The organism is Leisingera sp. ANG-Vp (assembly GCF_000813725.1).
GTDB lineage: Bacteria > Pseudomonadota > Alphaproteobacteria > Rhodobacterales > Rhodobacteraceae > Leisingera.
The window spans coordinates 70826-94118 of record NZ_JWLD01000027.1; the positions used below are offsets into that span (position 1 = coordinate 70826).

Genomic DNA, 23293 nt, shown 5'->3' on the forward strand with positions numbered 1-23293 from the left:
CGCCGGCCCTGTTTCCCATGACAGATTCCACGGTTCTAAGGCTCAACGGGCTGAGCAAGCGTTTCGGCCCGGTTGTGGCAAATGACGATGTCAGCCTGACGCTGGCCAAAGGCGAAGCGCTTGCGCTGCTGGGTGAAAACGGCGCCGGCAAGACCACGCTGATGAACATGCTGTTTGGCCACTACCTGCCGGACGCCGGCAGCGTTGAAGTGGCGGATGAAAACGGCGTGCTGCAGTCCCTGCCGCTGGGCCATCCGCAGGCGGCGCTGGCGGCAGGCGTGGGCATGGTGCATCAGCATTTTGCCCTGGCCGAGAACATCAATGCGCTCGACAACATCACCTTGGGATCAGAACCCTTGCTGGCGCTGCGGCGCAACCGCCAGGCGGCGCGGGCCAAGATCGAGGGGATCATCGAACGCAGCGGGCTGAAGGCACCGCTGAACACGCCTGTCGGCAGGCTTTCGGTTGGCGAACGCCAGCGCGTGGAGATCCTGAAAGCGCTCTACCGCGACGCCCGGATCCTGGTGCTGGACGAACCCACAGCCGTGCTGACGCCGCAGGAAGCGGACACACTGTTTGAAAACATCAAGGCGATGACGCGGGAGGGGCTCTCAGTCATCTTCATCAGCCACAAACTGCGGGAGGTTCTGGCGTTTTCGGACCGGATTGCGGTGCTGCGGCACGGCCGGAAGGTGGGCGAGATGGCCACCGCGGATGCCGATGAGAAGGCAATCGCACGGATGATGGTCGGGGCGGATACGCCCAAGGTCGCCCGCACCGACATGGCGCCGGGCGCGCCGGTCCTGAACCTGTCGGGGATTTCCGTCACCGGGCGCTCCAAGCGCGATACGCTGAAAGGTGTTGATCTCATGGTAAACGCGCATGAAATTCTGGGCATTGCCGGGATTTCCGGCAACGGGCAAAGCGCGCTGGCCAATGTGATATCCGGCCTGGCAGCGCCCAGTGAAGGGCATATTCAGGTTGACGGTATTCCAGTGCCGAAACCCGGTCCGGCTGCAATGGTGAAGGCCGGTATCGGGCGCATCCCCGAGGACCGCCATCACGAGGGTATTGTCGGCGCCATGAGTGTCGCCGAGAACATGGTGATCGAACGGCTGGATGATCCGGAGGTGCAATCCCGCGGATTGCTGCGGCGGGACGCCATCCGGGACAATGCCGAACGGCTGGCGCAGGCCTATGACGTGCGCGGGCCGGGTGTGACGGCGTCCTCCAGGCTGCTCTCGGGCGGCAATATCCAGAAGCTGATCCTGGCACGGGTGTTCGAACGTTCGCCCCGGCTGATCCTGGCCAACCAGCCGACACGCGGCCTGGACATGGGGGCCGCGGCTGAGGTGGGCCGGCGCCTGTTGGAAGCGCGGGAGCGCGGCGCGGGCGTTGTCCTGATCTCAGAGGACCTTGACGAAATCCTGGGGCTTGCCGACCGCATCGTGGTGATCCGCGACGGCAACCTGGTGGAGGCAGGCAGCCACGACCGCGAAAAGATCGGGCTGATGATGGCAGGAGAACCGGCATGATCCGCATTGAACCGCGCGAGAACCCGTCCCGCGCCTTTGCCATTGGCATTCCCATTCTGTCCGCCGTGATTTCCCTGGCCCTTGCCGCCATTCCGCTGCTGGCCGCCGGGGCCAATCCGCTGACCGCCTATGGCGAGATGATCAAGGGCGTCTTCGGCTCGGTCTTTGCCCTGTCCGAAATGCTGACCCGTGCAACGCCGCTGATCTTCACGGGTCTTGCCGCTGCTTTGGCTTTCCGTGCCAAGCTGTGGAACATCGGGGCTGAGGGGCAGCTGTACCTAGGTGCAATGGCGGCTGTTGCCATCGGGTCGGGATACCTGGACGCACCAGGCATTGTGCTGCTGCCGCTGATCATCCTTCTGGGAGCAGGTGCAGGTGCCGCGGGTATGATGGCGCCGACCTATCTGAAGGTCCGCTTTGGGGCTGACGAGGTCGTGACGACGCTCCTGCTGAACTTCATTATCCTGATTTTCCTTCAGATGATGCTGGAAGGTCCGCTGCAGGACCCGATGGGGCTGGGCTGGCCGCAGTCGGCGCCGGTTCTGGATCAGGGCATGCTGCCGCCGCTGATGGAGCGGATGCGGGTGCATTCCGGACTGATTATTGCCCTGGTATTGGCGGCAATTGCCCAGTTCATGCTGGCGCGGTCGGTTTGGGGCTTCAAGCTGCGCGCAGTCGGAGAAAACGCCGCCGCTGCCCGCCATGCGGGGATCAATGTGAACCGGTCGCTGTTCGGCGTGGCCGCAATCTCGGGCGCCTTGGCCGGGCTGGCAGGTGTCAGCGAGGTTGCGGGGCTGAAGGGCTATCTGACTTCGGATCTGTCGCCGGGCTTTGGCTACACCGGCATTGTGGTTGCGATGCTGGCCGGGCTGTCGCCCGCAGGCGTGGTCGTTGCGGCCTTGTTCATTGCCTCGGTGTTCGTAGGCGCCGACAGCATGAGCCGCGCAATGGGCGTGTCGTCCTTTCTGGCGGACCTGGTTGTTTCGATGTCGCTGCTGTGCGTTCTAGTCGGCGGCTTTCTGGCGAAGTACCGCATTCTGCGCACCAGGGAGGCCGTATCATGATGGATCTTCTGAACATCCTCCTGAGCGAAAGCTTCTGGGCGGCGTCCTTGCGTATTGCCACGCCACTGATTTTTGGCGTGCTGGGCGCCTTGATCTGCGAGCGCGCAGGCGTCCTGAACCTCGGGATCGAGGGGATCTTTGTCGTCGGGGCCATGTGCGGCTGGATGGCGGTCTGGCTGGGGGCCGGTCTGTGGGGCGGCGCCCTTGCAGCGGCGGCGGCAGGAGCGCTGTTCGGACTGCTGCATGCGGTGCTGACGGTTCCCTTGGGCCTGTCGCAGCATGTGTCCGGACTGGGGATCACTTTGTTTGCCACATCCGTCAGTTACTTCACCTACCGCACAGCCTTGCCCAATGTGTCCTCGCCGCCGCGGATCGAACCGTTTCAGGCGCTGGACATTCCGCTGCTGTCGGATCTGCCGTTTCTGGGGCCGGTGCTGTTCCAGCAGACCGCGCTCACCTGGCTCGCGCTGCTGATGGTGGCAGTGGTCTGGTATATCATGAACCGCACTGCTCTGGGCGTTGCCATCCAGGCGGTCGGCGACAATCCTGACAGCGTTGACGCGCAAGGGCTGTCGGTCTACGGCCTGCGCATCGGGGCGATTGTTGCTGGCTCGGCGCTGATGGCGCTTGGCGGTGCCTTCCTGACCATGAGCGCCTTTGATGCGTTCTTCTTTGGGATGGTCAACGGGCGCGGATGGGTCTGTATCGCGCTGGTGATCTTTGCCAGCTGGCGGCCCGGCAAGGCATTGTTCGGCGCCTTGCTGTTCGGGGCATTCGACGCGCTGCAAGTACGTTTGCAGACGGAAATGGGCGCGCTGGTTCCCGGCCAGGTCTTCCTGATGGCCCCCTATATCCTGTCGATCATCGCGCTTGTCATTGCAGCCCGTTCTGCTGACTATCCGCGTGCGCTGCTGACACCCTGGTTCAAGGGACAGCGTTAGAAATCCGCTTTGGGAAGGAGAGCCCGATGTTTGACCTGATTGTCAGAAACGCCAGCCTGACTGACGGGCAAACGGGCGTCGATATTGCCTGCAAGGACGGCAGGATCGCTGCGGTTGAAGCCTCCATCACCGCCGAGGCCAAGGAGGTGATCGAGGCAGAGGGATATCTGGTCTCGCCGCCGTTTGTGGACCCGCATTTCCACATGGATGCAACGCTGTCGCTTGGCACGCCGCGGATGAATGTCTCCGGCACGCTGCTGGAGGGCATCGCCCTGTGGGGAGAGCTGAAGCCGGTCCAGACGGTGGACGACATCATAGAGCGTGCGCTGCGCTACTGCGACTTGGCTGTTGCTAAGGGGATCGGCGCAATCCGCAGCCATGTGGATACCTGTGACGACGAACTGAAAGGCGTTCAGGCGCTGCTGGAGGTGCGTGAAAAGGTGAAGGATTATCTGGACCTGCAGCTGGTTGCCTTCCCGCAGGACGGTGTGCTGCGCGATCCCACGGCAATGGAGAACACAGTCCGGGCCTTGGATATGGGGGTGGATGTCGTCGGCGGCATCCCCCATTTTGAACGCACCATGGCGGATGGCGCCGAAAGCGTCCGCCAGCTGTGCCGGATCGCGGCGGACCGCGGCCTGATGGTGGATATGCACTGCGACGAAAGCGATGATCCTCACAGCCGCCATATCGAAACCCTGGCCTATGAGACACAGCGCCTTGGGTTGCAGGGGCGGGTGGCTGGATCGCATCTGACCTCAATGCACTCCATGGACAACTACTATGTGTCCAAGCTAATCCCTCTAATCGCCGAAGCCGGAGTTCACGCAATCCCGAACCCGCTGATCAATATCATGCTGCAGGGCCGTCACGACACCTACCCCAAGCGCCGCGGACAGACGCGTGTTCGCGAATTGCGCGATGCGGGCATTACAGTTGGCTTTGGGTCCGATTGCGTAATGGACCCTTGGTATTCGCTGGGCAAAGCCGACATGCTGGACGTGGCCTTTATGGGGTTGCATGTGGGGCAGCTTTCGAGCCGTGATGATATGAGCTGGTGTTTTGACGCCGTGACAGAAAATTCCGCGCATATCATGGGATTGCAGGGTTACGGGGTCGCAAAGGGGAAAGATGCGAATTTCGTTCTGCTGCAGGCCCAGGACAAGATAGACGCCATACGGCTGCGGGCGCACAGGATAGCGGTCATTCGTGCGGGCAAAGTTGTTTCACGGTCCGCTGCAGTGGTGCATGAGATCACCAAACCCGGCGATGCCGCTAGGGTTCTCAACGATGCGAAGATCACGGATTAAAGAAAGAGCTGATAGGCGCTAGCCCGCGATGGATGACGGCCTTGTCCGCACTGTTTGGGAGCGGTCACCTCCTGACTTAGCACGCGCAGCGAATGACCGGTAAGCGGGCTGCGCCCGCAGCGCTGTGAACGCAGGACGGAGGTCCGGAATGGGCCGGCTGCGCCTTTTGTGAATCGTCTTTTCCAAAACCAATAGTGTTTTACCTCAGCCGCAAAGATTCAGCCGCTTTGAACCAATCCTGCACTAAGCTGCCTTGGCAGCTCCGAATTTGTTCCAAAGCTCATCAGCAACAACGCCAATTGCCTGGTCCCTGCGCCTTATCTTGAAAATCATGGTCCGGCGAAGCGGGAACCCTTCCAGGTTCAGGGAAAGCAAGGCTCCGGACCGCCGCTCCTCCACCGTCATGTGATCGGGCAAGCCGCCCCAGCCGAGGCCGGCGAGGATCACCTGTTTCTTGGCTGCGAGGTCAGAAACTGTCCATTTCAGCCCGCCCGGCAGCAGATCCCGGCTTTGTTCATGCGCCGCACCGCCCGTTCCGGCCGCCACCACCTGCACATGGCTTTGCATTTCGGAAGCGGACAGGGCGCGGGAACCGGCGGGCAGGCCCAGCCCGGGGCCGGCCACCGGCCTGATCGTGACCTCTGCAACCGGCTCTGCCTCCACTTCGTCCAGGGGGACCCCGTCCAGGGACGCGAGCGCGATATCCGCCTTGCCCTCCATCAGCCGGGCAATCGGGCCGCCCATCATTTCCATCCGCAGCCGCAGGTGGGTGGCCGGGTGGTCGCGCCCGGTGTCTGCAAGCGCAGGCAGCAGGGGGGCTAGATCCATTGTTGCGCTGACGGCAATGGTCAATTCCGGCTCTTCGCGGGCGCGCAGGCGGGACGCGGTGGTGCGCAGCCCTTGCATCTGCCGCAGCACCCGGGAGGCTTCGCGGTAGAAAATTTCGCCGGCCGGGGTGAGCGAGGGACGGTAGGCTTCCCGGCTGATCAGTTCCAGCTCCAGTTCCTCTTCCAGCTGGCGGATTGTGTGGCTGATGGCGGACTGCGACTTGTGCAGGCGCTCCGCCGCGCCGCGGAAGGTGCCGGTTGCGACAATGGCATCCAGGGCAATGAGCTGGTCGTGTTTCATGGGTTTTCAATATGATCTGATTTTCTAATCATTATGCTGAAAACACAATATTATCAATCAATCATATCAGGAGGTAGTCAGAGGGCATCACCAACCAAAGGAGACTGTCATGAAACTCTACTACAAGCCCGGTGCCTGCCCGCTGGCCAGCCATATCGCACTGCATGAAACCGGCCGCCCGTTTGAAATCGAATCTGTCGATACTGCGGCAGGCCGGACCGAAAGCGGCGCAGACTACCGTGCGATCAATCCCAAGGGGTATGTTCCGGCTCTGGGCCTGGACGACGGCAGCGTTCTGACTGAGGGGGCGGCTGTTTTGCAGTTTATCGCAGACAGCAGCCCGGAGGCTGGCCTGGCGCCGGCGGCAGGCACCCTGGCGCGCGCGCGGATGCAGGAACAGCTCAATTGGATCGGGACCGAGCTGCACAAGGCATTTGGCCCGCTGTTCCGCGACGGCACGTCCGAGGCCGGGAAAGACGCGGCGCGCACCGCTGTTGCAGGCAAGTTCGATCTGATCGAGGCGCAACTGGCGGATGGCCGAGAGTGGCTGGTTGAAGGCCGGTTCTCGGTGGCGGATGCCTATCTGTTCGTGGTCTCGAACTGGGCGAATTTCACCGGTATCGACCTGGCCCGCTGGCCCAATCTGGCTGCTTTTGTGAGCCGCAGTGCATCCCGTCCGTCGGCTCAGGCAGCGATGCGCGCCGAGGGGCTGATCCAATGACGCCCGCCGCCCACAAACAGGTCGGCGAACTGATGGAGACCTATTTCGAGGGTCTCCATCAGGCCGACAGCACCATGCTGCGCGAGGTGTTCCATCCGCAGCTGGCCTATGTCTGCGCCACTGAAGGCGATGAGCTTTACTTGGATCTTGAGACCTACCTGGCTCGCGTGGACGGGCGTGAGCCGCCAGCCAAACGCGGCGACCCGCGGGAAGAGGAAATCCTGGAGATTGCCTTTGCCGGCGGAAGGCTGGCCCGTGTCAGCGCCCGGATGACCATGATGGGCCGCGACTTCCATGACTTCCTGACACTTGTCCGCCACGGCGCCGAATGGCGCATCGTTGCAAAGGTGTTTTCCTATGTTCCGCGAAAGGACTGACTGATGCCCTATGTGAATATCAAGGTGACCCGCGAAGGCGGCCCGGCGGGCACCGGCCCAAGCGTAGACCAAAAGGCACAGCTGATTAGCGGAATCACCGGTCTACTGCAGGACATTCTGGGCAAGAACCCGGCAACGACCTTTGTCGTGATCGACGAGGTCGCGCTGGAGGATTGGGGTGTCGGCGGCCTGCCGGTGCAGGACTACCGGAAACAGGCGCCATGAAGACGCGTCTGACCGAGGCGCTTGGGATCACCTGTCCGGTGATCCAGGCGCCGATGGCCTTTGCCGCGGGCGGTACGCTGGCCAGCGCCGTCTCCAGCGCTGGCGGGCTGGGCATGATTGGGGGCGCTTACGGAGATGCCGGGTGGATCGATCAGCAATTCGGCGCCGCCGCGGGCGTCCGCGTTGGCTGCGGGCTGATTACCTGGAAGCTGGCGGAACAGCCGCAATTGCTTGACCGGGTGCTGGCGCATGAGCCGGCGGCGGTTTTCCTGTCCTTCGGCAATCCGGCGCAGTTTGCATATGCAATCCGGGACGCCGGGGTGCCGCTGATCTGCCAGGTCCAGACCCTGCGCGATGCCCGGCAGGCGCTGGAGTGCGGCGCGGACATCATTGTTGCGCAAGGAGCGGATGCCGGCGGACATGGCGAGGCGCGCGGCACCTTTGCGCTGGTTCCCGAGGTCGCGGACGAGATTGCGCGCCAGAACAGCCAGGCACTGTTGTGTGCGGCCGGCGGTGTTACCGACGGGCGCGGTCTGGCTGCGGCCCTGATGCTTGGGGCGGACGGGGCGGTGATCGGTACCCGGTTCTGGGCCTCGCACGAGGCGCTGGTGCATCCGCGCATTCTGGAACGCGCGTTGCGGGCGACCGGGGACGACACAATCCGCACCAAGGTCGTGGACGTGGTTCGCGGTTTCGACTGGCCCGGCCGCTACAACGGCCGTGTTCTGCACAACCCGTTTATTCAGAAATGGCACGGCTCAGAAGACGCCTTGAAGCTGGAAGCGGGTGTTGAAGCAGAAAAATGGACGGCAGCTCAGGATGTCGGGGATCCTGATATTGCAACTGCATTTGTCGGCGAAGGCATCGGCCTGATCAGCTCTGCGGCGCCTGCCGACGATATTCTAGCGAGCCTTGTGGAAGATGCGCAGCGGTGTCTCGCTGGGGCGGCTTTATAGAACGCGGTGAACCGGCAAGCGCTAGAAGCACTTGCGCTGGAGTTTGCGGTGGCATGATTAGCACTTCGAACTCCAGCTCGGGCCGGAACTAGTGTCAGGACCCATTGATTTCCGGTGGGTGGCGTGATTCACGGTTCGAAAATTGAGCGGTGATATGTCTGATCTTTTCTGGCTGACGGACGCGCAGATGGCCCGTCGTGAACCTTGTTTTCCGAAGTCCCACGGCAAGCCGCGTGTTGATGACCGGCGTGTTTTGAGCAGAATAGTCTTCATCAATCGCAATGGTTTGCGCTGGCGTGATGCGCCCAAAGATTACGGCCCGCACAAGACCTTGTACAACCGTTGGAAGCGTTGGAGCGACAAAGGCATCTTTGCACAGATGATGGCCGGTCTGGCTGCTGATCACGGTGAGGAAAAGACCGTGATGATCGATGCAACTTACCTGAAAGCACGCCGTACGGCCTCCAGTCTTGGGGTTAAAAAGGGGGGCGTGGGCGCCTGATCGGGCGCACTAAGGGCGGCATGAACACTAAGCTGCACGCAATCTGTGACAGCCAGGGGCGCCCACTGAACCTGTTCGTGACCGCCGGACAGGTCAGTGATTACACCGGTGCAAAGGCGCTGCCGAGCGGCCTGCCTGACGTCCAATGGCTTCTCGGAGATCGCGGGTAAGATGCCGATTGGTTTAGAGAAGGGTTGAAAGACAAAGGGATACGCGCCTGCATCCCCGGTTGAAAGCAGCGCAAGAAAGCCATCAGATACGACAGACGCCGATATAAGCGGCGCAACCGCCCCTCTCGTGACATTGCTGCGCAATGCACTGCCGGGCAGTGATTGAGATTATGTTCGGCAGGCTGAAGGACTGGCGGCGGGTTGCGACACGATACGACAGATGCCCAAAAGTCTTCCCGTCAGCAATCGCGCTTGCAGCCCTCGTTATCTGCTGGCTTTGAAACTCAATGAGTCCAGAGCCTAATGCAGCGGGCAAGGCCCTGTTCTCTCGACAAAGCTGCGGAAAGCGACAATAGTCCAAGACCGCCCCCACAGAAGAGCGGCAGGTATGACAAATACAGATAAGGCAAGGCTGGCCGACCCGCTCGGGCAAGCAAGTGTTCTCATCGTGGACGATGAGCCGGGCATGCGCAATTTCCTGGTGAAAACGCTTCGCCCCCTATGCCAACTGGTGGATGAAGCTGAGAACACTGAAGCCGCAGCTGCCTTGCTCAATACCCGGCAGTATGACGTGATGATCCTCGACAACATAATGCCGGGCCGAAAAGGCCTGGACTGGCTGGAGGAGCAGCGGCGCGAAGGCGGCTTCACGGATACCATCCTGATTACCGCCTATGCGGATCTGCAGACGGCGATCGACGCGCTGCGTGCCGGGGCGTCGGATTTCGTTCTGAAGCCTTTCCGCTCCAACCAGATCCTCAATGCCCTGCGCCGCTGCATCGAGACGGCCCGGCTGAAGCGCGAGAACATGCTGCTGCGGCGGGAGCTGGAAGCCGCCGGTCCAGGGCGCCGCCGGCGCCGCGAGCTGATCGGGGCGTCGCCCGCCGTTGGCCAGGTGCGCGCATTGCTGGACCGGGTGGCCCAGGTTTCCACCCCGGTGCTGATCACCGGAGCTTCGGGCACCGGCAAGGAGGTTGCCGCGCGCCATCTGCATGCGCACTCCAGCCGCGCCGGGGCGCCCTTTGTGCCGGTGCAATGCGGCGCCATTCCGGCGGATGTGATCGAGTACGAGCTGTTCGGCCATGCGCCCGGCGCCTTCCCCGGTGCGCCGGCAGGGCGTGAAGGCCTGCTGGCCTCGGCGCAGGGCGGTACCGTGTTCCTGGATGAAATCGGGGAACTCAGCCCTTCGGCGCAAACCGCACTGCTGAGGGTGCTGGAAGACGGCCGTATACGGCCGATCGGCACCGAGCGGACAGTGCAGCTCGATGTCCGTTTCGTGATGAGCTCCAGCCGCGCGCTGGACGAGGCGGTGGCGGCGGGCAATTTCCGCGAGGATCTTCTGTTCCGCATCAATGTGATCGAAGTGGCAATGCCGCCATTGCGCGAGCGCGGCACGGATATTGTCGAGCTTGCCGGGCTGTTCCAGTCCGAAATCGCTGCCCAGCTGCAAATTGCGCCGCTGGAGCTGTCCGCCAGCGTCAAAGCAGCCCTGTTGCGCCATGACTGGCCCGGCAACATCCGCGAGCTGCGGAATTTCATTGAACGCTCCCTGATTTTCGGCAGCTTTTCCATGGACACGCTGGCGCCCGCCCGTCCCGCTGCAGACATCCTGCCGCTGGAGGAGGTCGAGCGCCGTGAGATCCTGCATGCACTGGAAGCGGCCGGCGGCAACCGCAGCGAGGCGGCGCGGCGGCTGGGTGTCTCGCGCAAGACCATTGACCGCAAATGCGCGGCCTGGGGGCTCTGAGCCGTGCGCAGGCTGCGTTTGTTCCTGCGGTCGGTCCGCGTCCGGCTGCTGCTGATCGCACTGCTGCCGATGCTGGTGCTGATGCCGTTGCTGCTGGGCATTGCCACCTGGCGCTGGTCGGAAAAGACCGACGGCCTTCTGATCAGCAAGGTGAACGGCGATCTGACCATCGCTGACCAGTATTTGGCCAGGCTGACCGCCACCTCAGGCGAGCTGCTGGATGCGGTGGCGCAATCGGTTCGCTTCCGCAGTGCCATCACGGCTGGCCGCACCGCGGATTTCCTGGCCCGGGAACAGGCCCGGCTCGGACTTGATTTCCTCTATCTGGCCGGCCCCGAAGGCCGTGCCGGCTTTGCCCCCGCGGACTGGCCGGTCCTCCGCGGCGCGCTGCAGGGGCAGTGGCAAAGCGCGGTCGACATTCTGGACGCCGCCCAGCTTGACGCTCTGGCCCCCGGCCTTGCCGCCCGCGCTGCCATCCCGCTGGTGGCGACCGAAGCGGCTGTGCCCACGGACCGGACCGCCGAGACCCGCGGCATGATCATCCATTCGGCGGCCCCGGTCGCCCTGCCGGGCGGCGGGCGGGCCGTGCTTGCGGGCGGGCGGCTCTTGAACCGCAACCTGGATTTCATCGACACCATCAACGCGCTGGTCTACCGCGAGCAAAGCCTGCCGGAGGGCAGCCAGGGCACCGCCACTCTGTTCCTGGAGGACGTGCGGATCTCCACCAATGTGCGGCTATTTGAGAACGTGCGTGCGCTCGGCACCCGGGTCTCGGCCGAAGTGCGCGGCCAGGTGCTGGGGCGCGGTGACGTTTGGCTGGACCGGGCGTTTGTTGTGAACGATTGGTACATCTCCGCCTATGAGCCGATCCTGGACAGCCGCGGCGACCGTGCCGGAATGCTCTATGTCGGCTTTCTGGAAACCCCCTTCCGCCAGGCCAAGCGCAGCACGGTGCTGACGCTCGGCGGGGCCTTCCTGCTGATCGCGGCGATGTCGGTGCCGATCTTCCTGCGGTGGGCCGGGCGCATCTTCCGTCCGCTCGAGGGCATGACCCAGACCATCGCCAGGGTCGAGCAGGGCGATCTGACCGCCCGCAACCGCCCGCAAGAGGAAGGCGGCGAGATTGCGCGCGTGGCGGCGCATCTGGACGGCCTGCTGGATCAGGTGCAGGAGCGCGACCGGCAATTGCGCGGCTGGGGTGAAAGCCTGGAGGCCAAGGTCGAGGAGCGCACCGCCGATCTGCGTGAGGCAAATCAGCGGCTGGAGCGGACGACCGAGCGGTTGATCGTTTCGGAGAAACTTGCCGCTGTCGGCGAGATCACCGCTTCTGTTGCGCATGAGATCAACAACCCGGTGGCAGTAATCCAGGGCAATCTCGATCTGGCCCGGTCGGTGCTGGGCCGTCACGCGGAACCGGTCGAGGACGAATTCCGGCTGATCGACGATCAGGTCTACCGCATCGGCGTGATCGTCTCCAAACTGCTGCAATTCGCCCAGCCCGAGGAATACTCTGGCGCTGCCGGATTGATTTCCCCGGCCGAGGTGCTGGCCGACTGCCTGGTGCTGACCCGCCATCAGATCGAGGCTACCGGGATCGAGGCAAAGGCGCACCTCGCCAGTACCGGTCAGGTCAGGATATCGCGCACGGAATTGCAGCAGGTGATCGTCAATCTCATCCTGAATGCGGTGCAGGCGATGCCCGGCGGCGGCCGCCTCATCCTGACCGCCGAGGATGTCCCGGATGGTGTGCTGCTGGCCGTCGCAGATACCGGCACTGGCATCCCTGCAGAGGTTCTGAACCGGATCTTCGACCCGTTCTTCACCACCAAGCAAGCGCAAGGAACCGGGCTGGGCTTGTCGATCAGCCATCAGCTGGTGAGTCGGGCCGGCGGCCGCATCACCGTGCAGTCAGAGCTGGGCCAGGGCAGCCGCTTCGAAATTTTTCTGCCTTCCCCCGCTGCGGCCTGATCCGGACAATTTGGCGCGAATTCGCTGATCGTTGCTCACTGGTTCGGACAGAATGTCCCGATACCGGCTGCAGAGGTCTGAGGTTCCGGACAGAATGACCTTCTAAGCTATTGATATTGATAAATTATTTATTTGACAGCTGGGTGATCTCTCCGCCTTTGTCAAGCTACGGCACATTGCCGCGGGCCATTCGGGACGGCCGCAATAGGAGGTTGCAGCCGCCGGAAAAGCACTAGGGAGGAGACCACATGAGTACGCCATCATCCGGCGGGCTGAGCTTTCTGCACAAGGATCACATCACCGCCAAACCTGGGTTCAACCGCTGGCGGGTACCGCCGGCATCCATCGCCATCCACCTCTGCATCGGCTCGGTTTATGCCTGGTCGGTGTTCAATCCGCCTCTGACCCGCGAGCTGGGGGTGGTCGCCTCCAGCGCCGACGACTGGAGCCTCAGCTCTGTTGTCTGGATCTTTTCGGTGGCCATCGTCTTCCTTGGGCTCGCTGCCGCCTTCGCCGGAAAATGGCTGGAGGAAGTGGGCCCGCGCATGGTCGGCGTTGTGGCAGCTTTGCTGTGGGGCGGCGGCTTCATTGTCGGCTCGTTCGGCATTTCCAGCCATCAGCTGTGGCTGGTCTATCTGGGCTACGGCGTGCTCGGCGGCTGCGGGCTTGGACTGGGCTATGTCTCGCCGGTTTCAACGCTGATCCGCTGGTTTCCCGACCGGCGCGGCATGGCAACGGGCATGGCCATCATGGGCTTTGGCGGCGGTGCGATGATCGCTGCGCCGGTCAAGGGATGGCTGCTGGAATTCTATCAAACCGCGCCCACCTACCTTGGCGCCAGGGACGCGGTGCAGACCGTGGTTGAAAACGGCCGCGTCTTTGCCGAGACCGCGCAAGGCAAGATCGAGGTGGTGATCGCCAGCGCGGCGCAGGCTGCCGAGTTCGGCGGCCAGGCGGGCGCTTACGCCGTGGGCACCGGCAACACCGGCGCAGCACAGACGTTCATGACTCTGGGCGTCGTATACTTCGCAGTGATGATCCTGGCCGCCTTCCAGTACCGGGTCCCGGCGAAGGACTGGAAGCCCGAAGGCTGGGAGCCGAAACCTGTCGCATCCGGGCTGGTGACGCAGAACGACGTGCATATCGACCAGGCGCTGAAAACCCCTCAGTTCTGGCAGCTGTGGGTGATGCTGTGCTTCAACGTCACCGCGGGCATCGGTGTGATCGGTGTCGCCAAGACAATGATGTCCGAGATCTTCGGCTCGGTGATGCCGCTGGTGGCAACCGCCGCCTTCGCCTCGACCTATGTGCTGATGATTTCGGTCTTCAACATGGTCGGCCGGTTCTTCTGGGCGTCTGCTTCGGATTACATCGGGCGCAAGGCAACCTACATGTGCTTCTTCGTTCTGGGCACTGCGCTCTACTTGTCGATCCCCTATTTCGCCTCTGCCGCTGCGGCCAACCCGTCGCTGGTATATCTGATGGGCTTCTACCTGGCGACGATGCTGATCTTCTCAATGTACGGCGGCGGATTTGCCACCATTCCGGCCTACCTGGCCGACATGTTCGGCACCATGCACGTCGGCGGCATCCACGGCCGCCTGCTGACCGCCTGGTCAACCGCGGGTGTGCTGGGGCCGCTGGCGATCACCTCGCTGCGGCAGATGTCGGTGACCAGTGCGGTCCAGGATCTGGCCGCCAAAGTGGACCCGGCTGCCTTTGCAGAGAAATTCGGCGCACCCGTTGCGCAGCTGGACCAGCTGGTGGCGGCCAAGACCGTGACCATCGCCAAGCTGATGGAAATCGCACCGGCCGGCACCGTGGATCCGACGCCGAGCCTTTACAACACAACGATGTATTGCATGGCGGCGCTGCTGGCGGTGGCCTTCTTTGCCAACCTCTTCATGCGTCCGGTGAAAGAGCACCACCACCACGACGAACCGGAGCTGCAAGCTGTTCCGGGAGAGTAAAGATGCCAGCCGGGGCGCATTCTGTGCTCCGGCTGCAGTCTGCAATCAAGACAGTAAATCCCCAGGCAGAAGTTCAAGATACTGCCGCAGCAATCGGAAATGCCGCAAACGTGACGCAGGACGCAAACCTGCGCCTAGGCATCCGCAACACTGCATCCGTTACTAGCTGCAGCGCATAATTTTCTCTGAATGCCCGCTTTCTAATTCTCTGCATGGAAACTGAGCCATTGCAGAAGGCGGAGAGATGCCGCTTAGCGTCTGCCCGCCGCACAAAAGCACTCAGTTCCGCGGATGTAAGTTCGCGTAAACGGACAGGCGGGCATCTGCTGAGAAGCGGTTCGGGCAGCAGGCAGTAAATGTTGGACGTCAGCACCCAGCTCATGTCGAACTATCACCAGAAAGTAGGGGCATTTCCAGCGTTTGGCGGTTATGGCTGCGACCGACGGCAAGAGCACCCCGGCCAGGGCAAAGGTATGGCCTTTGTTGGGCGCAGCTTTCCCGGCCACCCTTCGCGCACAGGCCGGCGCATCGCATGCAAAACGGCTTCCGTCGCAGCAGCCATCCAGGGCATTTCCCCGTGCAGTTCGACCGCTAGTTCATCAGCATGGTGCTCAGTAGCAATCGCAGCCAGCTTGACGCCATCCCGCAGCACAGTGAGCCGCTCCCGGTACTCCCGGGTGAGATGCCCCATGCCGGAAACTGCTGTCCGGCGCTGGCGAAAAAGAGCAACACGGCGGTTGATCCGCGCTCTTTCCTGTTCGCTGGGGTTGGTGGAGTGGCGGCGCCTGGCGGTTTTATCAAGCAGAAGCTGGACTGCAGACGGATTGCCGGTCTTTCGGCCGATGCGCACCAGTTTGATCCGCCTCACTAAGTGTTTTCCGCGAGAACGCCGAATCCAGGCCGATAGGCTTGAGCATTGCAGGGAAGGGTAACCCTGCGCTCGTCTTTGTTCAGCATCGTGTCACTGGATATCGATTGGGGCACGGGCTTGCTCTGCAACCCAGTCGCAAAATATTCTGGCATCCTTCCGGTTCTCGGTCGCATTGATCAGATAAAAGAAATCTCTCTCGATTTCTGGAAAGCCTGCCAGTTTGTGCAAAGAACCGTCCGCTAAGTAAGGGTCGACCAGAGGATTGCCGGCCAGCGCCACGCCATGCCCGGCAATCGCCGCCTGCAGCATGTTGATGTAGGTGTTCATCACCACGCCGCTGGATTCCGGAGGCGGAGAGACATGGGTTTTCCGGAACCAATTCGGCCAGCGCGCTCCGGGACGGTAAATACCCGAAAGATGCAGCAGATTCTCTTTCAGCAAGTCTTCGGGATGAGACAGTTCGGTACGGGCCTGATACTTTGGACTCACCACCGGGAAAACGCGTTCACGCAGTAATGGTGTGACTTTCTCCCAGGGGGGCGGTGTTTTCGAATAGCGGATCGCCACATCGATGCCTTCTGCCAGCAGGTCCAGTTTCCTGTCGGAGACCACAAGGTTCAATTCGACATCCGGATAGTGATTGCTGAAGTCCACCAGCCGCGGCATCAGCCAGTATGTGGCGAAGGCAGATGTGGTGGTGACTGTCAGGCGGCTTCCCCCTGCCTGCAGTGATGCATTCTGCATAGCAGAAGCAATCTGGTGCAGGGCCGGAGAGACTTCGGCTTCCAGTGCGCGTCCTGCCTGGGTCAGGGTCACGGTGCGGTGGTCCCTGTGAAACAGCCTGACGCCCAGAGTGTCCTCCAAATCGGCAATCTGGCGGCTGACTGATACACGGGTGACCCCAAGCTCCTCGGCCGCGCGCGTAAAGTTGGCATTTCGGGATGCTGCTTCGAAGGTAATCAGATGCGGCAGCTTCGTAAGGGTTTTGCGTAGATTTGCCATAACACTGTGGTTAACATAGTGAACCGGATTTTGGAACTTCACAGGGGGCGGTTTCTCACCAACCATTTGCGCAACGAGCGGGCTGAAAATACCCGCGCTGCGATGACAACTTGGGAGGATGACATGAAGCACCTAGTAAAAACGGCTGCCGCACCGGTTCTGGCACTTGCTTTGGCCCTGCCGGCTGCAGCCGGCGGCATGCCAGGGAAGGGAATATCCGTTTCGCCGATCAAAGGCTCACCTGCAAACGCCTGGTTTCAGCATATGGTGGTGCAGCTGGGCCTTGAAGCCTTAGGCTACGAGGTCGGGGAAACGCTGGAAGCGGACTTCCCCGCTGTGCACCTTGCCGTGGCCTCAGGTGATGCCGACTACACGTTCAACCACTGGAAGCCGCTGCACAACGATTTCTTCGACAAGTCCGGCGGCGAGAGCGTCATGACCCGGGTGAATGCGGCCATCACCGGCGCGGGCCAAGGGTATTACATCGACAAGAATACCGCCGAGGCGCATGGCATCACCGACATCGGGCAGCTGGCCGACCCGGCTTTGGCCGCGGTGTTTGACAGCGACGGCGACGGGCGCGCAAACCTCTCCGGCTGCAATCCCGGCTGGGGCTGCGAGCTGGCCATCGAAACCCATCTGGACGACTTTAAACTGCGCGATGCCGTGCAGCATGATCAGGGCAGCTATTTCGCCATCATGGCCGACACCATCACCCGCTACAACGAAGGCGGCGCAATCCTGTACTATACCTGGACCCCGAACTGGATCAGCGATGTTCTGGTTCCGGGCGAGGACGTGGTACAGATCGGCATCCCCTCAGGCGGCGGGTTCAAAACCGGGTTTGCAGTGAACGACGTCTACATCGTGGCCAACAATGGTTTCCTCGAAGCCAACCCGGCCGCCGCCAAGTTCTTTGAGATGGTCGACATCCCGATCTCGGCCGTCAACGCAGCCCAGGTGAAGCTGCGCGACGGCGAGAACACCCAGGAAGATTTCCGCCGCCACGCCGAGGACTGGGTGTCTGCCAATCAGGCTCAGTTCGACTCTTGGGTGGCCGCGGCAGCAAATGCCAACTGACCCCTCCCCAAAGGTTGGCGGGCGCGGCTTCGGCAGCGCCCATTTTTTCCGGAAAGGACTGCGCCATGAGTGAAGCGCAAATCGAATGCCGCGACCTGTGGAAAGTCTATGGGCGCAGGTCGGACGAAGCCATGCGGGCGGTGCTGTCCGAAGGCCTGAGCAAAGAGGAGGTTCGCGACAGGTTCAACTGCGTTCTGGGCGTGCGCGACGCCAGTTTCAGCGTCAAAAAAGGCGAGATCTTCTGCATCATGGGGCTGTCCGGCTCGGGCAAGTCGACGCTGGTGCGGCACGTGAACCGGCTGATCGAGCCGACGGCCGGCGAAATCCACGTTGCAGGCCAGCGGGTGGACACCATGAACGAAGCCGGGCTGCGCCAGCTGCGGGCTAAGACCATCGGCATGGTGTTCCAGCACATGGCGCTGTGGCCGCACCGGACGCTGGGCGATAATGTCGGCTTCGGGCTGGAGGTGCGCGGCGTCTCTGCGAACCAAAGGCGCGAGGCGTCGGTCCGGGCGCTGGAAGCCATGGATCTGGGCGGCTGGATCGACCATTATCCTGACCAGCTGTCGGGCGGGATGCAGCAGCGCGTGGGCCTCGCCCGCGCGCTTGCGGCAGATCCTGAGATCCTGCTGATGGATGAGCCGTTTTCGGCACTGGACCCGCTAATCCGGCGGCAGCTGCAGGATCAGTTCCTGAACCTTTCCGCGCAAATGGATAAGACCACCCTGTTCATTACCCATGATCTGGACGAGGCCATCCGCATGGGCGATCACATCGCGATCATGAACGACGGCGAGATCGTCCAGATCGGCACGCCTGAGGAGATTGTGACCAATCCCAAGGACGGCTACGTCGCCGAGTTTGTCAAAGGCATCAGCCGGGTCGCCCTGGTCCGTGCGGAAACCATCATGGACAGGCTGGACGGCCGCGAGGTCACTGCCAAGCAAGTCGGCCTTGGGGCAGAGCTGGGCGACATCATCGAACATTTCATGGAAGACCAGTCCCCGGTCACGGTGATGAGCCCTGACGGGCCACCCGTCGGGCAGATCACCATCAAGGCCGCACTGACGGCCTTGCGCGGGTAAGGAGGCGATCATGGACATCTGGAATATCTTCGACACCGAATGGGTGCCCATCGGCGGCTGGGTGGAAACCGCGCTGCAATGGGTCGTGACCCATTTCCGCTTTATCTTCCAAGCCATCAAGGTCCCGTTCGACATCGTGCTGACCGGATTGGAGGACGGGCTGACACAGGCACCGGATCTGCTGATCCTTCTGCTGATTGTGCTGGTGGCCTGGCAGGCGGGCGGTCGCAGGCTGGGGCTGATCTCGCTGGCCTGCATGACCGGCATCGGCCTGATGGGTGCCTGGGAAGAAAGCATGACAACGCTGTCTATCGTGCTGACCTGCGTGGTGTTCTGCTCGCTGATCGGCATTCCGCTGGGCGTTGTTGCAGCCAAGAATGACCGGTTCTGGATGGTGCTGCAGCCGGTCCTGGACCTGATGCAGACGATCCCCTCCTTCGTCTACCTGGTGCCGATCGTGATGCTGTTTTCCATCGGCAATGTCTCGGGCGTGATCGTGACCTTCATCTATGCGCTGCCGCCGGTGGTGCGGCTGACCAACCTCGGCATCCGTCAGGTGCGGGAGGACATGGTCGAGGCCGCACGCGCCTTTGGCGCTTCGAACCGGCAGACGCTTTTCAAGGTTGAGCTGCCGCTGGCGATGCCGACCATCATGGCAGGGGTCAACCAGACCATCATGATGGCGCTTTCGATGGTGGTGGTGTCCTCGATGATCTCGGTCACCGGCCTGGGCCAGATGGTGCTGCGCGGCATTGGCCGTCTGGACATGGGGCTCGCCACGGTCGGCGGCTTGGGCATCGTCTTCCTAGCCATCGTGATTGACCGCACCTCGCAAAGCTTTGGCATCTCGGCCCGCGAACGGGGCCACAGGAAATGGTACGAAACCGGCCCCGCGGGAGCCGTGCGTGCATTGATAAAGAAAGATTGAGACATGACTGACAGGCCGAATATTCTGTTCATTCAGGTGGACCAGCTGACCGCAAGCGCCCTGCGCGCATACGGCGACCAGATCTGCCACGCGCCCGCGCTGGACGCTCTGACAGACAATGGCGTGGTGTTTGAAAACGCCTATTGCAACTTCCCGCTCTGCGCGCCGTCGCGGTTCTCGATGGCCACCGGGCAGCTCTGCTCCACCGTCCGGGCCTATGACAATGCGGCGGAGTTTTCGGCAGAAATCCCGACCTATGCCCATTACCTGCGGGCAGCCGGCTATCAGACCGCCCTCTCAGGCAAGATGCATTTCATCGGCCCGGACCAGTTCCACGGGTTCGAGAAACGCCTGACCGCGGATCTGTATCCGGGCGATTTCGCCTGGGTGCCGAACTGGGGCAACGAGGGCAAGCGCGACACCAACGACCCCCGCGCGGTGCGCATTGCCGGCATCTGCGAACGCTCGGTGCAGATCGACTACGACGAGGAGGTCACTTTCAAGGCGGTACAGCACATCTATGACATGGCCCGCTCAGATGACGAGCGTCCGTTCTTCCTGCAGGTCTCCTATACCCACCCGCATGAGCCTTATCTCTGCCGCAAGGAATTCTGGGATCTTTACGAGGGCAAGGAGATCCCTATGCCGCGCGTTGGCGCCTTGCCGGAGCAGGAGCACGACCCGCATTCCGCCCGGCTGCTGAAGGATTTCGGGATGCTGGGGATTCAGTTCAGCGATGATGACGTGCGGCGAGCGATCCGCTCCTACTACGGCTCGATCAGCTATATCGACAGCCTTGTTGCCCGGGTGCTGGATGCGCTGAAGGCAACCGGAGCGGACAAGAACACGGTTATCATCTTCACCTCCGATCACGGCGAGATGCTGGGCGAACGGGGCATGTGGTTCAAGAAGCACTTCTTCGAGAAGTCGCTGCGGGTGCCGCTGATCATGACCGCCCCCTGGATCAAGCCCCAGCGGGTGCGGGAGCTGGTATCGCTGGTCGACCTGCTGCCAACCTTCAACGCAATTGCGGGAACCGAGGAGCGCGACGCGCCCTTGGAGGGCGTTGACCTCTCCACTTTGACTGATCGCGGCGACCCCGCCCCCGAGCGCGCGGTTTACGCCGAATACCTGGCCGAAGCGACGCCGGTGCCAATCTTCATGATCCGCCGCGGGCAGTACAAGTTCATCTCCTCCTCCCATGATGGAGAAATGCTGTTCGACCTCCGCTCCGACCCCGATGAGCGCAGCAATCTTGTATACGATGCCGGCCACCAAGAGGCCGTGGCCCGTTTCCGCGAAGAGATTTCCAGGAAATGGAACGAGGCAGCGCTGACCCGGGACATTGTCCTCAGCCAGAAGCGCCGGGCCATTGTCCGCGACGCCATGAGACAAGGGGAAAAGCAACGCTGGAACCACGGTGAAAGCGGTACGGACATGGTCATCTGGTATCGCGGTGAACAGGGCTACAACGAGTGGGCCTTCGACTATATTTGAGTGCTGAGAGAGTGGCAGCGGCACCATGATCCTCACGTCGGTCTGGTTCTGCCGGGGGCGGTATTGGGGAGCAGAAAAGGGTGGACCGTCACTAGCGGCTTCGCACGCCCCTCTGACGAATTTTGTCACAAACTGCCACCGCTTAGCGGTGGCCGCCCGAGCGGCCATTAGCGACCTTGTGCAGCATTCTAGTTTAGGCAATGCCTCCGGGGCCAAACGGGCTGCCAACCTTGCAAGTGGAAACGGGCGGCCCCGCCCCTTTGGATCTGGGAAAAGCCGCCTGCAGCCCCGCTTGTCTCAGCAGGCAAGACTAACCGCCTTGCGCGCAGTCTCCAGCCCGTCACTGGCAGTCATCGAACAGCATACGCTTGCTAGGGTTCGCGGCTGCTCATAGGGCCAAGGCATTCCGCGATGGAGCGTTGCTCTCTGGTCCCACATCAGGACATCACCAACCTGCCACTGGTGCGAATACACAAACTGGGGCTGCGTGCAGAAGGCCATAAGCTCATCCACCAGTGCATCGCCTTCCGCTGGGCTGAGCCCCTCCACTTCGAACACATGCGATGCAATGAACAGTGCCTCATGCCCATTGACGGGATTTGCCCAGACTGCCGGCCATCGCTGCGCCGGCCATTTGTTGAACATGGGCAGATTTGCCAGCTCCATTGAAATCCGTTCCCGCGAGCGGCGGTAGTTGTGCCCCAGTATCCGTCCTCTGATCTTCTGTTTGAGTTCCTCTGGCATCGCGGCCCATGCCGCGCGCGTGGAGGCCAGCTCTGTCTGGCCGCCCTCCGTTGTCACAACTTTGGCAGCCAGGATGTTGCACAGGGAAGGAACCGGCATGAAGGTGGAATCGATATGCCACTGCTGGTTCGCTTTCAGGTGCAGGGTGTGCAGATCCATTTCATCCGTGACACCTGCACCCGTTTCATTGGAAACAAGCGACACCTCCGGCCCCGTGCCCGGCTGCCGTTCATCCTTTTTCCGGTCCTCAATTGGGCCGAACATCCGCGCCAGGCGCAAGTGGTCTTCCGGCGGCAGTGACTGGTTGCGAAACAGCAGCGCAGAATGATCTTCGAAAAGTTTCCGGAGTTCCGGGTAATCTTCCTCCGCCGAGGCCTTCGACAGGTCGAAGTTGTGGACGACAGCGCCAAAGCAGTCCGTCAGAGGGCTGATTTCAAGTAAAGGTGACATTGGTTGTTCCTGTATTGCATCTCCTGACTGCATCCTAAGAGTGCGAAACCGCAAATAAACTTGCTAAATCTGCATGACGTTCATAGCTTTTCTTTATGCAAGGCCGTTTTCGCCGCACACAGCATCTGCTCAATGCGCTTCCGGTTCTGGAGGCATCCGTAAGGCTTGGCAGCTTTACAAAGGCCGGAGAGCATCTGGGTCTCAGCCAACCCGCTGTGAGCCGCCACATCGCCAACCTTGAGGATCAGCTGGGAGTGCAGCTCTTTACCCGGGAGCACAACAAGCTGACAGTGACCAGACAGGGCCGGGACCTGGCGAATGCGGTCAGCCTGGGCCTGACCCATATCGATTCAGCCATCCGCAAAACGGCAGGAAGCGCCGGTGCCGGCGGGGTGCGCCTGGCCTGCACGCAAAGCTTTGCCAACTGCTGGCTGCTGCCCCGGTTTTCCCGTCTGAGGCAGGCAATGGGGGATGTGCAGGTGCAGCTTGCGGTCTCTCATTGGCTGGATGACATCGACCCCGACAGCGTCGACATGATTGCCCACTGGCGGCCGCAAGGCTGGGCCGGATGGCCGCGGGAACAGCTTTTTGAGGAAGCAACCTTTCCGGTGTGCTCCCCGGACTACCTGCGCCGCAACCCCGTGCTCCAGGATGCTTCGGAGGATCCGTCTGTTTTGGTGCGGCCCGATCTGCTGCACTATGAGGAACGTGCGATGGAGTTCGCAGGCTGGCCCGATTGGTTTGCCGCCTCAGGCATCAGCTACACCGCTCCGGATCGGATTTCCCGGTACCCCAGCTACCAGTTCATGCTGCAAGCCGCGGCGGATGGCGCCGGGATCGCATTGGCTTGGCAGCACTTGGCTGCAGACAAAATTGCTTCTGGCGATCTGGTGCAGATCGGACAATGTCTCCGCCGGGACGGGGCTGGCTACTTTCTGGAATACAGGGATTCAGGAACTGCTTCGCAACTTCCGCAAAGGCTGCTGGACTGGTTCTTCGCGGAGGCAGGCAAGTGAAGAGTT

20 protein-coding genes and 1 pseudogene are annotated in these 23293 nt (G+C 61.9%); 17 read left to right on the plus strand and 4 right to left on the minus strand.

Annotated features, from left to right (window positions below; genetic code table 11):
* Window positions 1-17: 17 nt before the first annotated feature.
* From RA20_RS10450 to RA20_RS10465, 4 genes are read left to right on the plus strand one after another with little or no spacing between them, the layout of a single operon-like run.
* Entirely contained in the window at window positions 18-1535 is a 1518-nt protein-coding gene (locus RA20_RS10450; RefSeq protein WP_039127871.1) for an ABC transporter ATP-binding protein, read from the plus strand.
* The gene (locus RA20_RS10455) at window positions 1532-2599 is read left to right on the plus strand and encodes an ABC transporter permease (protein WP_039127872.1); all 1068 of its coding nucleotides are present in this window, start codon (window positions 1532-1534) and stop codon (window positions 2597-2599) included. The genes RA20_RS10450 and RA20_RS10455 overlap by 4 nt, the downstream gene beginning before the upstream one ends.
* Window positions 2599-3540: an ABC transporter permease gene (locus RA20_RS10460; RefSeq protein ID WP_039128037.1), complete on the plus strand. Its 942-nt coding sequence runs from the start codon at window positions 2599-2601 to the stop codon at window positions 3538-3540. Before RA20_RS10455 ends, RA20_RS10460 begins: the two co-directional genes overlap by 1 nt.
* 26 nt (window positions 3541-3566) lie before the next feature.
* Window positions 3567-4850, plus strand: a complete 1284-nt coding sequence (locus tag RA20_RS10465) for an amidohydrolase family protein (protein ID WP_039127874.1) — start codon at window positions 3567-3569, stop codon at window positions 4848-4850.
* Window positions 4851-5093: 243 nt separating this feature from the next.
* On the opposite strand, the gene RA20_RS10470 is transcribed toward RA20_RS10465, so the two are convergent.
* Window positions 5094-5978, minus strand: coding sequence for a LysR family transcriptional regulator (locus RA20_RS10470; protein WP_039127877.1), 885 nt, complete (start codon window positions 5976-5978; stop codon window positions 5094-5096).
* 109 nt (window positions 5979-6087) lie between these two features.
* Between RA20_RS10470 and gstA the strand changes: the two genes are divergently transcribed.
* The 8 genes and pseudogenes from gstA to RA20_RS10515 all read left to right on the plus strand — a co-directional run bounded on the left by gstA (window position 6088) and on the right by RA20_RS10515 (window position 14614).
* Window positions 6088-6699: a glutathione transferase GstA gene (gene gstA, locus RA20_RS10475; RefSeq protein WP_039127879.1), complete on the plus strand. Its 612-nt coding sequence runs from the start codon at window positions 6088-6090 to the stop codon at window positions 6697-6699.
* Window positions 6696-7076, plus strand: coding sequence for a nuclear transport factor 2 family protein (locus tag RA20_RS10480; RefSeq protein ID WP_039127882.1), 381 nt, complete (start codon window positions 6696-6698; stop codon window positions 7074-7076). Before gstA ends, RA20_RS10480 begins: the two co-directional genes overlap by 4 nt.
* Window positions 7077-7079: 3 nt before the next feature.
* Window positions 7080-7301, plus strand: coding sequence for a tautomerase family protein (locus RA20_RS10485; protein WP_039127885.1), 222 nt, complete (start codon window positions 7080-7082; stop codon window positions 7299-7301).
* A complete protein-coding gene (locus RA20_RS10490; protein ID WP_039127889.1) occupies window positions 7298-8257 on the plus strand; it encodes an NAD(P)H-dependent flavin oxidoreductase in 960 nt (319 codons plus the stop codon). Before RA20_RS10485 ends, RA20_RS10490 begins: the two co-directional genes overlap by 4 nt.
* A 154-nt stretch (window positions 8258-8411) precedes the next feature.
* Window positions 8412-9210: pseudogene (locus RA20_RS25000) on the plus strand (IS5 family transposase).
* 107 nt (window positions 9211-9317) lie between these two features.
* Window positions 9318-10676, plus strand: a complete 1359-nt coding sequence (locus RA20_RS10505; protein WP_039127894.1) for a sigma-54-dependent transcriptional regulator — start codon at window positions 9318-9320, stop codon at window positions 10674-10676.
* A 3-nt stretch (window positions 10677-10679) separates the two neighbouring features.
* On the plus strand, window positions 10680-12644 hold the full coding sequence (locus RA20_RS10510) for a sensor histidine kinase (RefSeq protein ID WP_039127896.1): 1965 nt from the start codon (window positions 10680-10682) through the stop codon (window positions 12642-12644).
* A 248-nt stretch (window positions 12645-12892) separates the two neighbouring features.
* Entirely contained in the window at window positions 12893-14614 is a 1722-nt protein-coding gene (locus RA20_RS10515) for an OFA family MFS transporter (RefSeq protein ID WP_039127899.1), read from the plus strand.
* A gap of 427 nt (window positions 14615-15041) precedes the next feature.
* On the opposite strand, the gene RA20_RS25365 is transcribed toward RA20_RS10515, so the two are convergent.
* Window positions 15042-15482, minus strand: coding sequence for a hypothetical protein (locus RA20_RS25365; protein WP_152618481.1), 441 nt, complete (start codon window positions 15480-15482; stop codon window positions 15042-15044).
* Between the two features lie 93 nt (window positions 15483-15575).
* Complete coding sequence (locus RA20_RS10525; RefSeq protein ID WP_206540100.1) at window positions 15576-16529, minus strand: LysR substrate-binding domain-containing protein; 954 nt, start codon at window positions 16527-16529, stop codon at window positions 15576-15578.
* An 81-nt stretch (window positions 16530-16610) separates the two neighbouring features.
* Between RA20_RS10525 and proX the strand changes: the two genes are divergently transcribed.
* The 4 genes from proX to betC all read left to right on the plus strand — a co-directional run bounded on the left by proX (window position 16611) and on the right by betC (window position 21077).
* Window positions 16611-17567: a glycine betaine/L-proline ABC transporter substrate-binding protein ProX gene (gene proX, locus RA20_RS10530; protein WP_039128041.1), complete on the plus strand. Its 957-nt coding sequence runs from the start codon at window positions 16611-16613 to the stop codon at window positions 17565-17567.
* 65 nt (window positions 17568-17632) lie between these two features.
* Window positions 17633-18652 carry a quaternary amine ABC transporter ATP-binding protein gene (locus RA20_RS10535; protein ID WP_039127905.1) on the plus strand — a complete coding sequence of 340 codons (1020 nt, stop codon included), beginning with the start codon at window positions 17633-17635 and terminating at the stop codon, window positions 18650-18652.
* A gap of 10 nt (window positions 18653-18662) precedes the next feature.
* On the plus strand, window positions 18663-19580 hold the full coding sequence (locus RA20_RS10540; RefSeq protein WP_039127908.1) for an ABC transporter permease: 918 nt from the start codon (window positions 18663-18665) through the stop codon (window positions 19578-19580).
* Window positions 19581-19583: 3 nt separating this feature from the next.
* On the plus strand, window positions 19584-21077 hold the full coding sequence (betC, locus tag RA20_RS10545; RefSeq protein WP_052248940.1) for a choline-sulfatase: 1494 nt from the start codon (window positions 19584-19586) through the stop codon (window positions 21075-21077).
* Between the two features lie 297 nt (window positions 21078-21374).
* On the opposite strand, the gene RA20_RS10550 is transcribed toward betC, so the two are convergent.
* The gene (locus RA20_RS10550) at window positions 21375-22271 is read right to left on the minus strand and encodes a TauD/TfdA dioxygenase family protein (protein WP_052248941.1); all 897 of its coding nucleotides are present in this window, start codon (window positions 22269-22271) and stop codon (window positions 21375-21377) included.
* 95 nt (window positions 22272-22366) lie between these two features.
* Here RA20_RS10550 and RA20_RS10555 point away from each other — a divergent pair, with 95 nt between their 5' ends.
* Window positions 22367-23287: a LysR substrate-binding domain-containing protein gene (locus RA20_RS10555; RefSeq protein WP_082017984.1), complete on the plus strand. Its 921-nt coding sequence runs from the start codon at window positions 22367-22369 to the stop codon at window positions 23285-23287.
* Window positions 23288-23293: the final 6 nt, after the last annotated feature.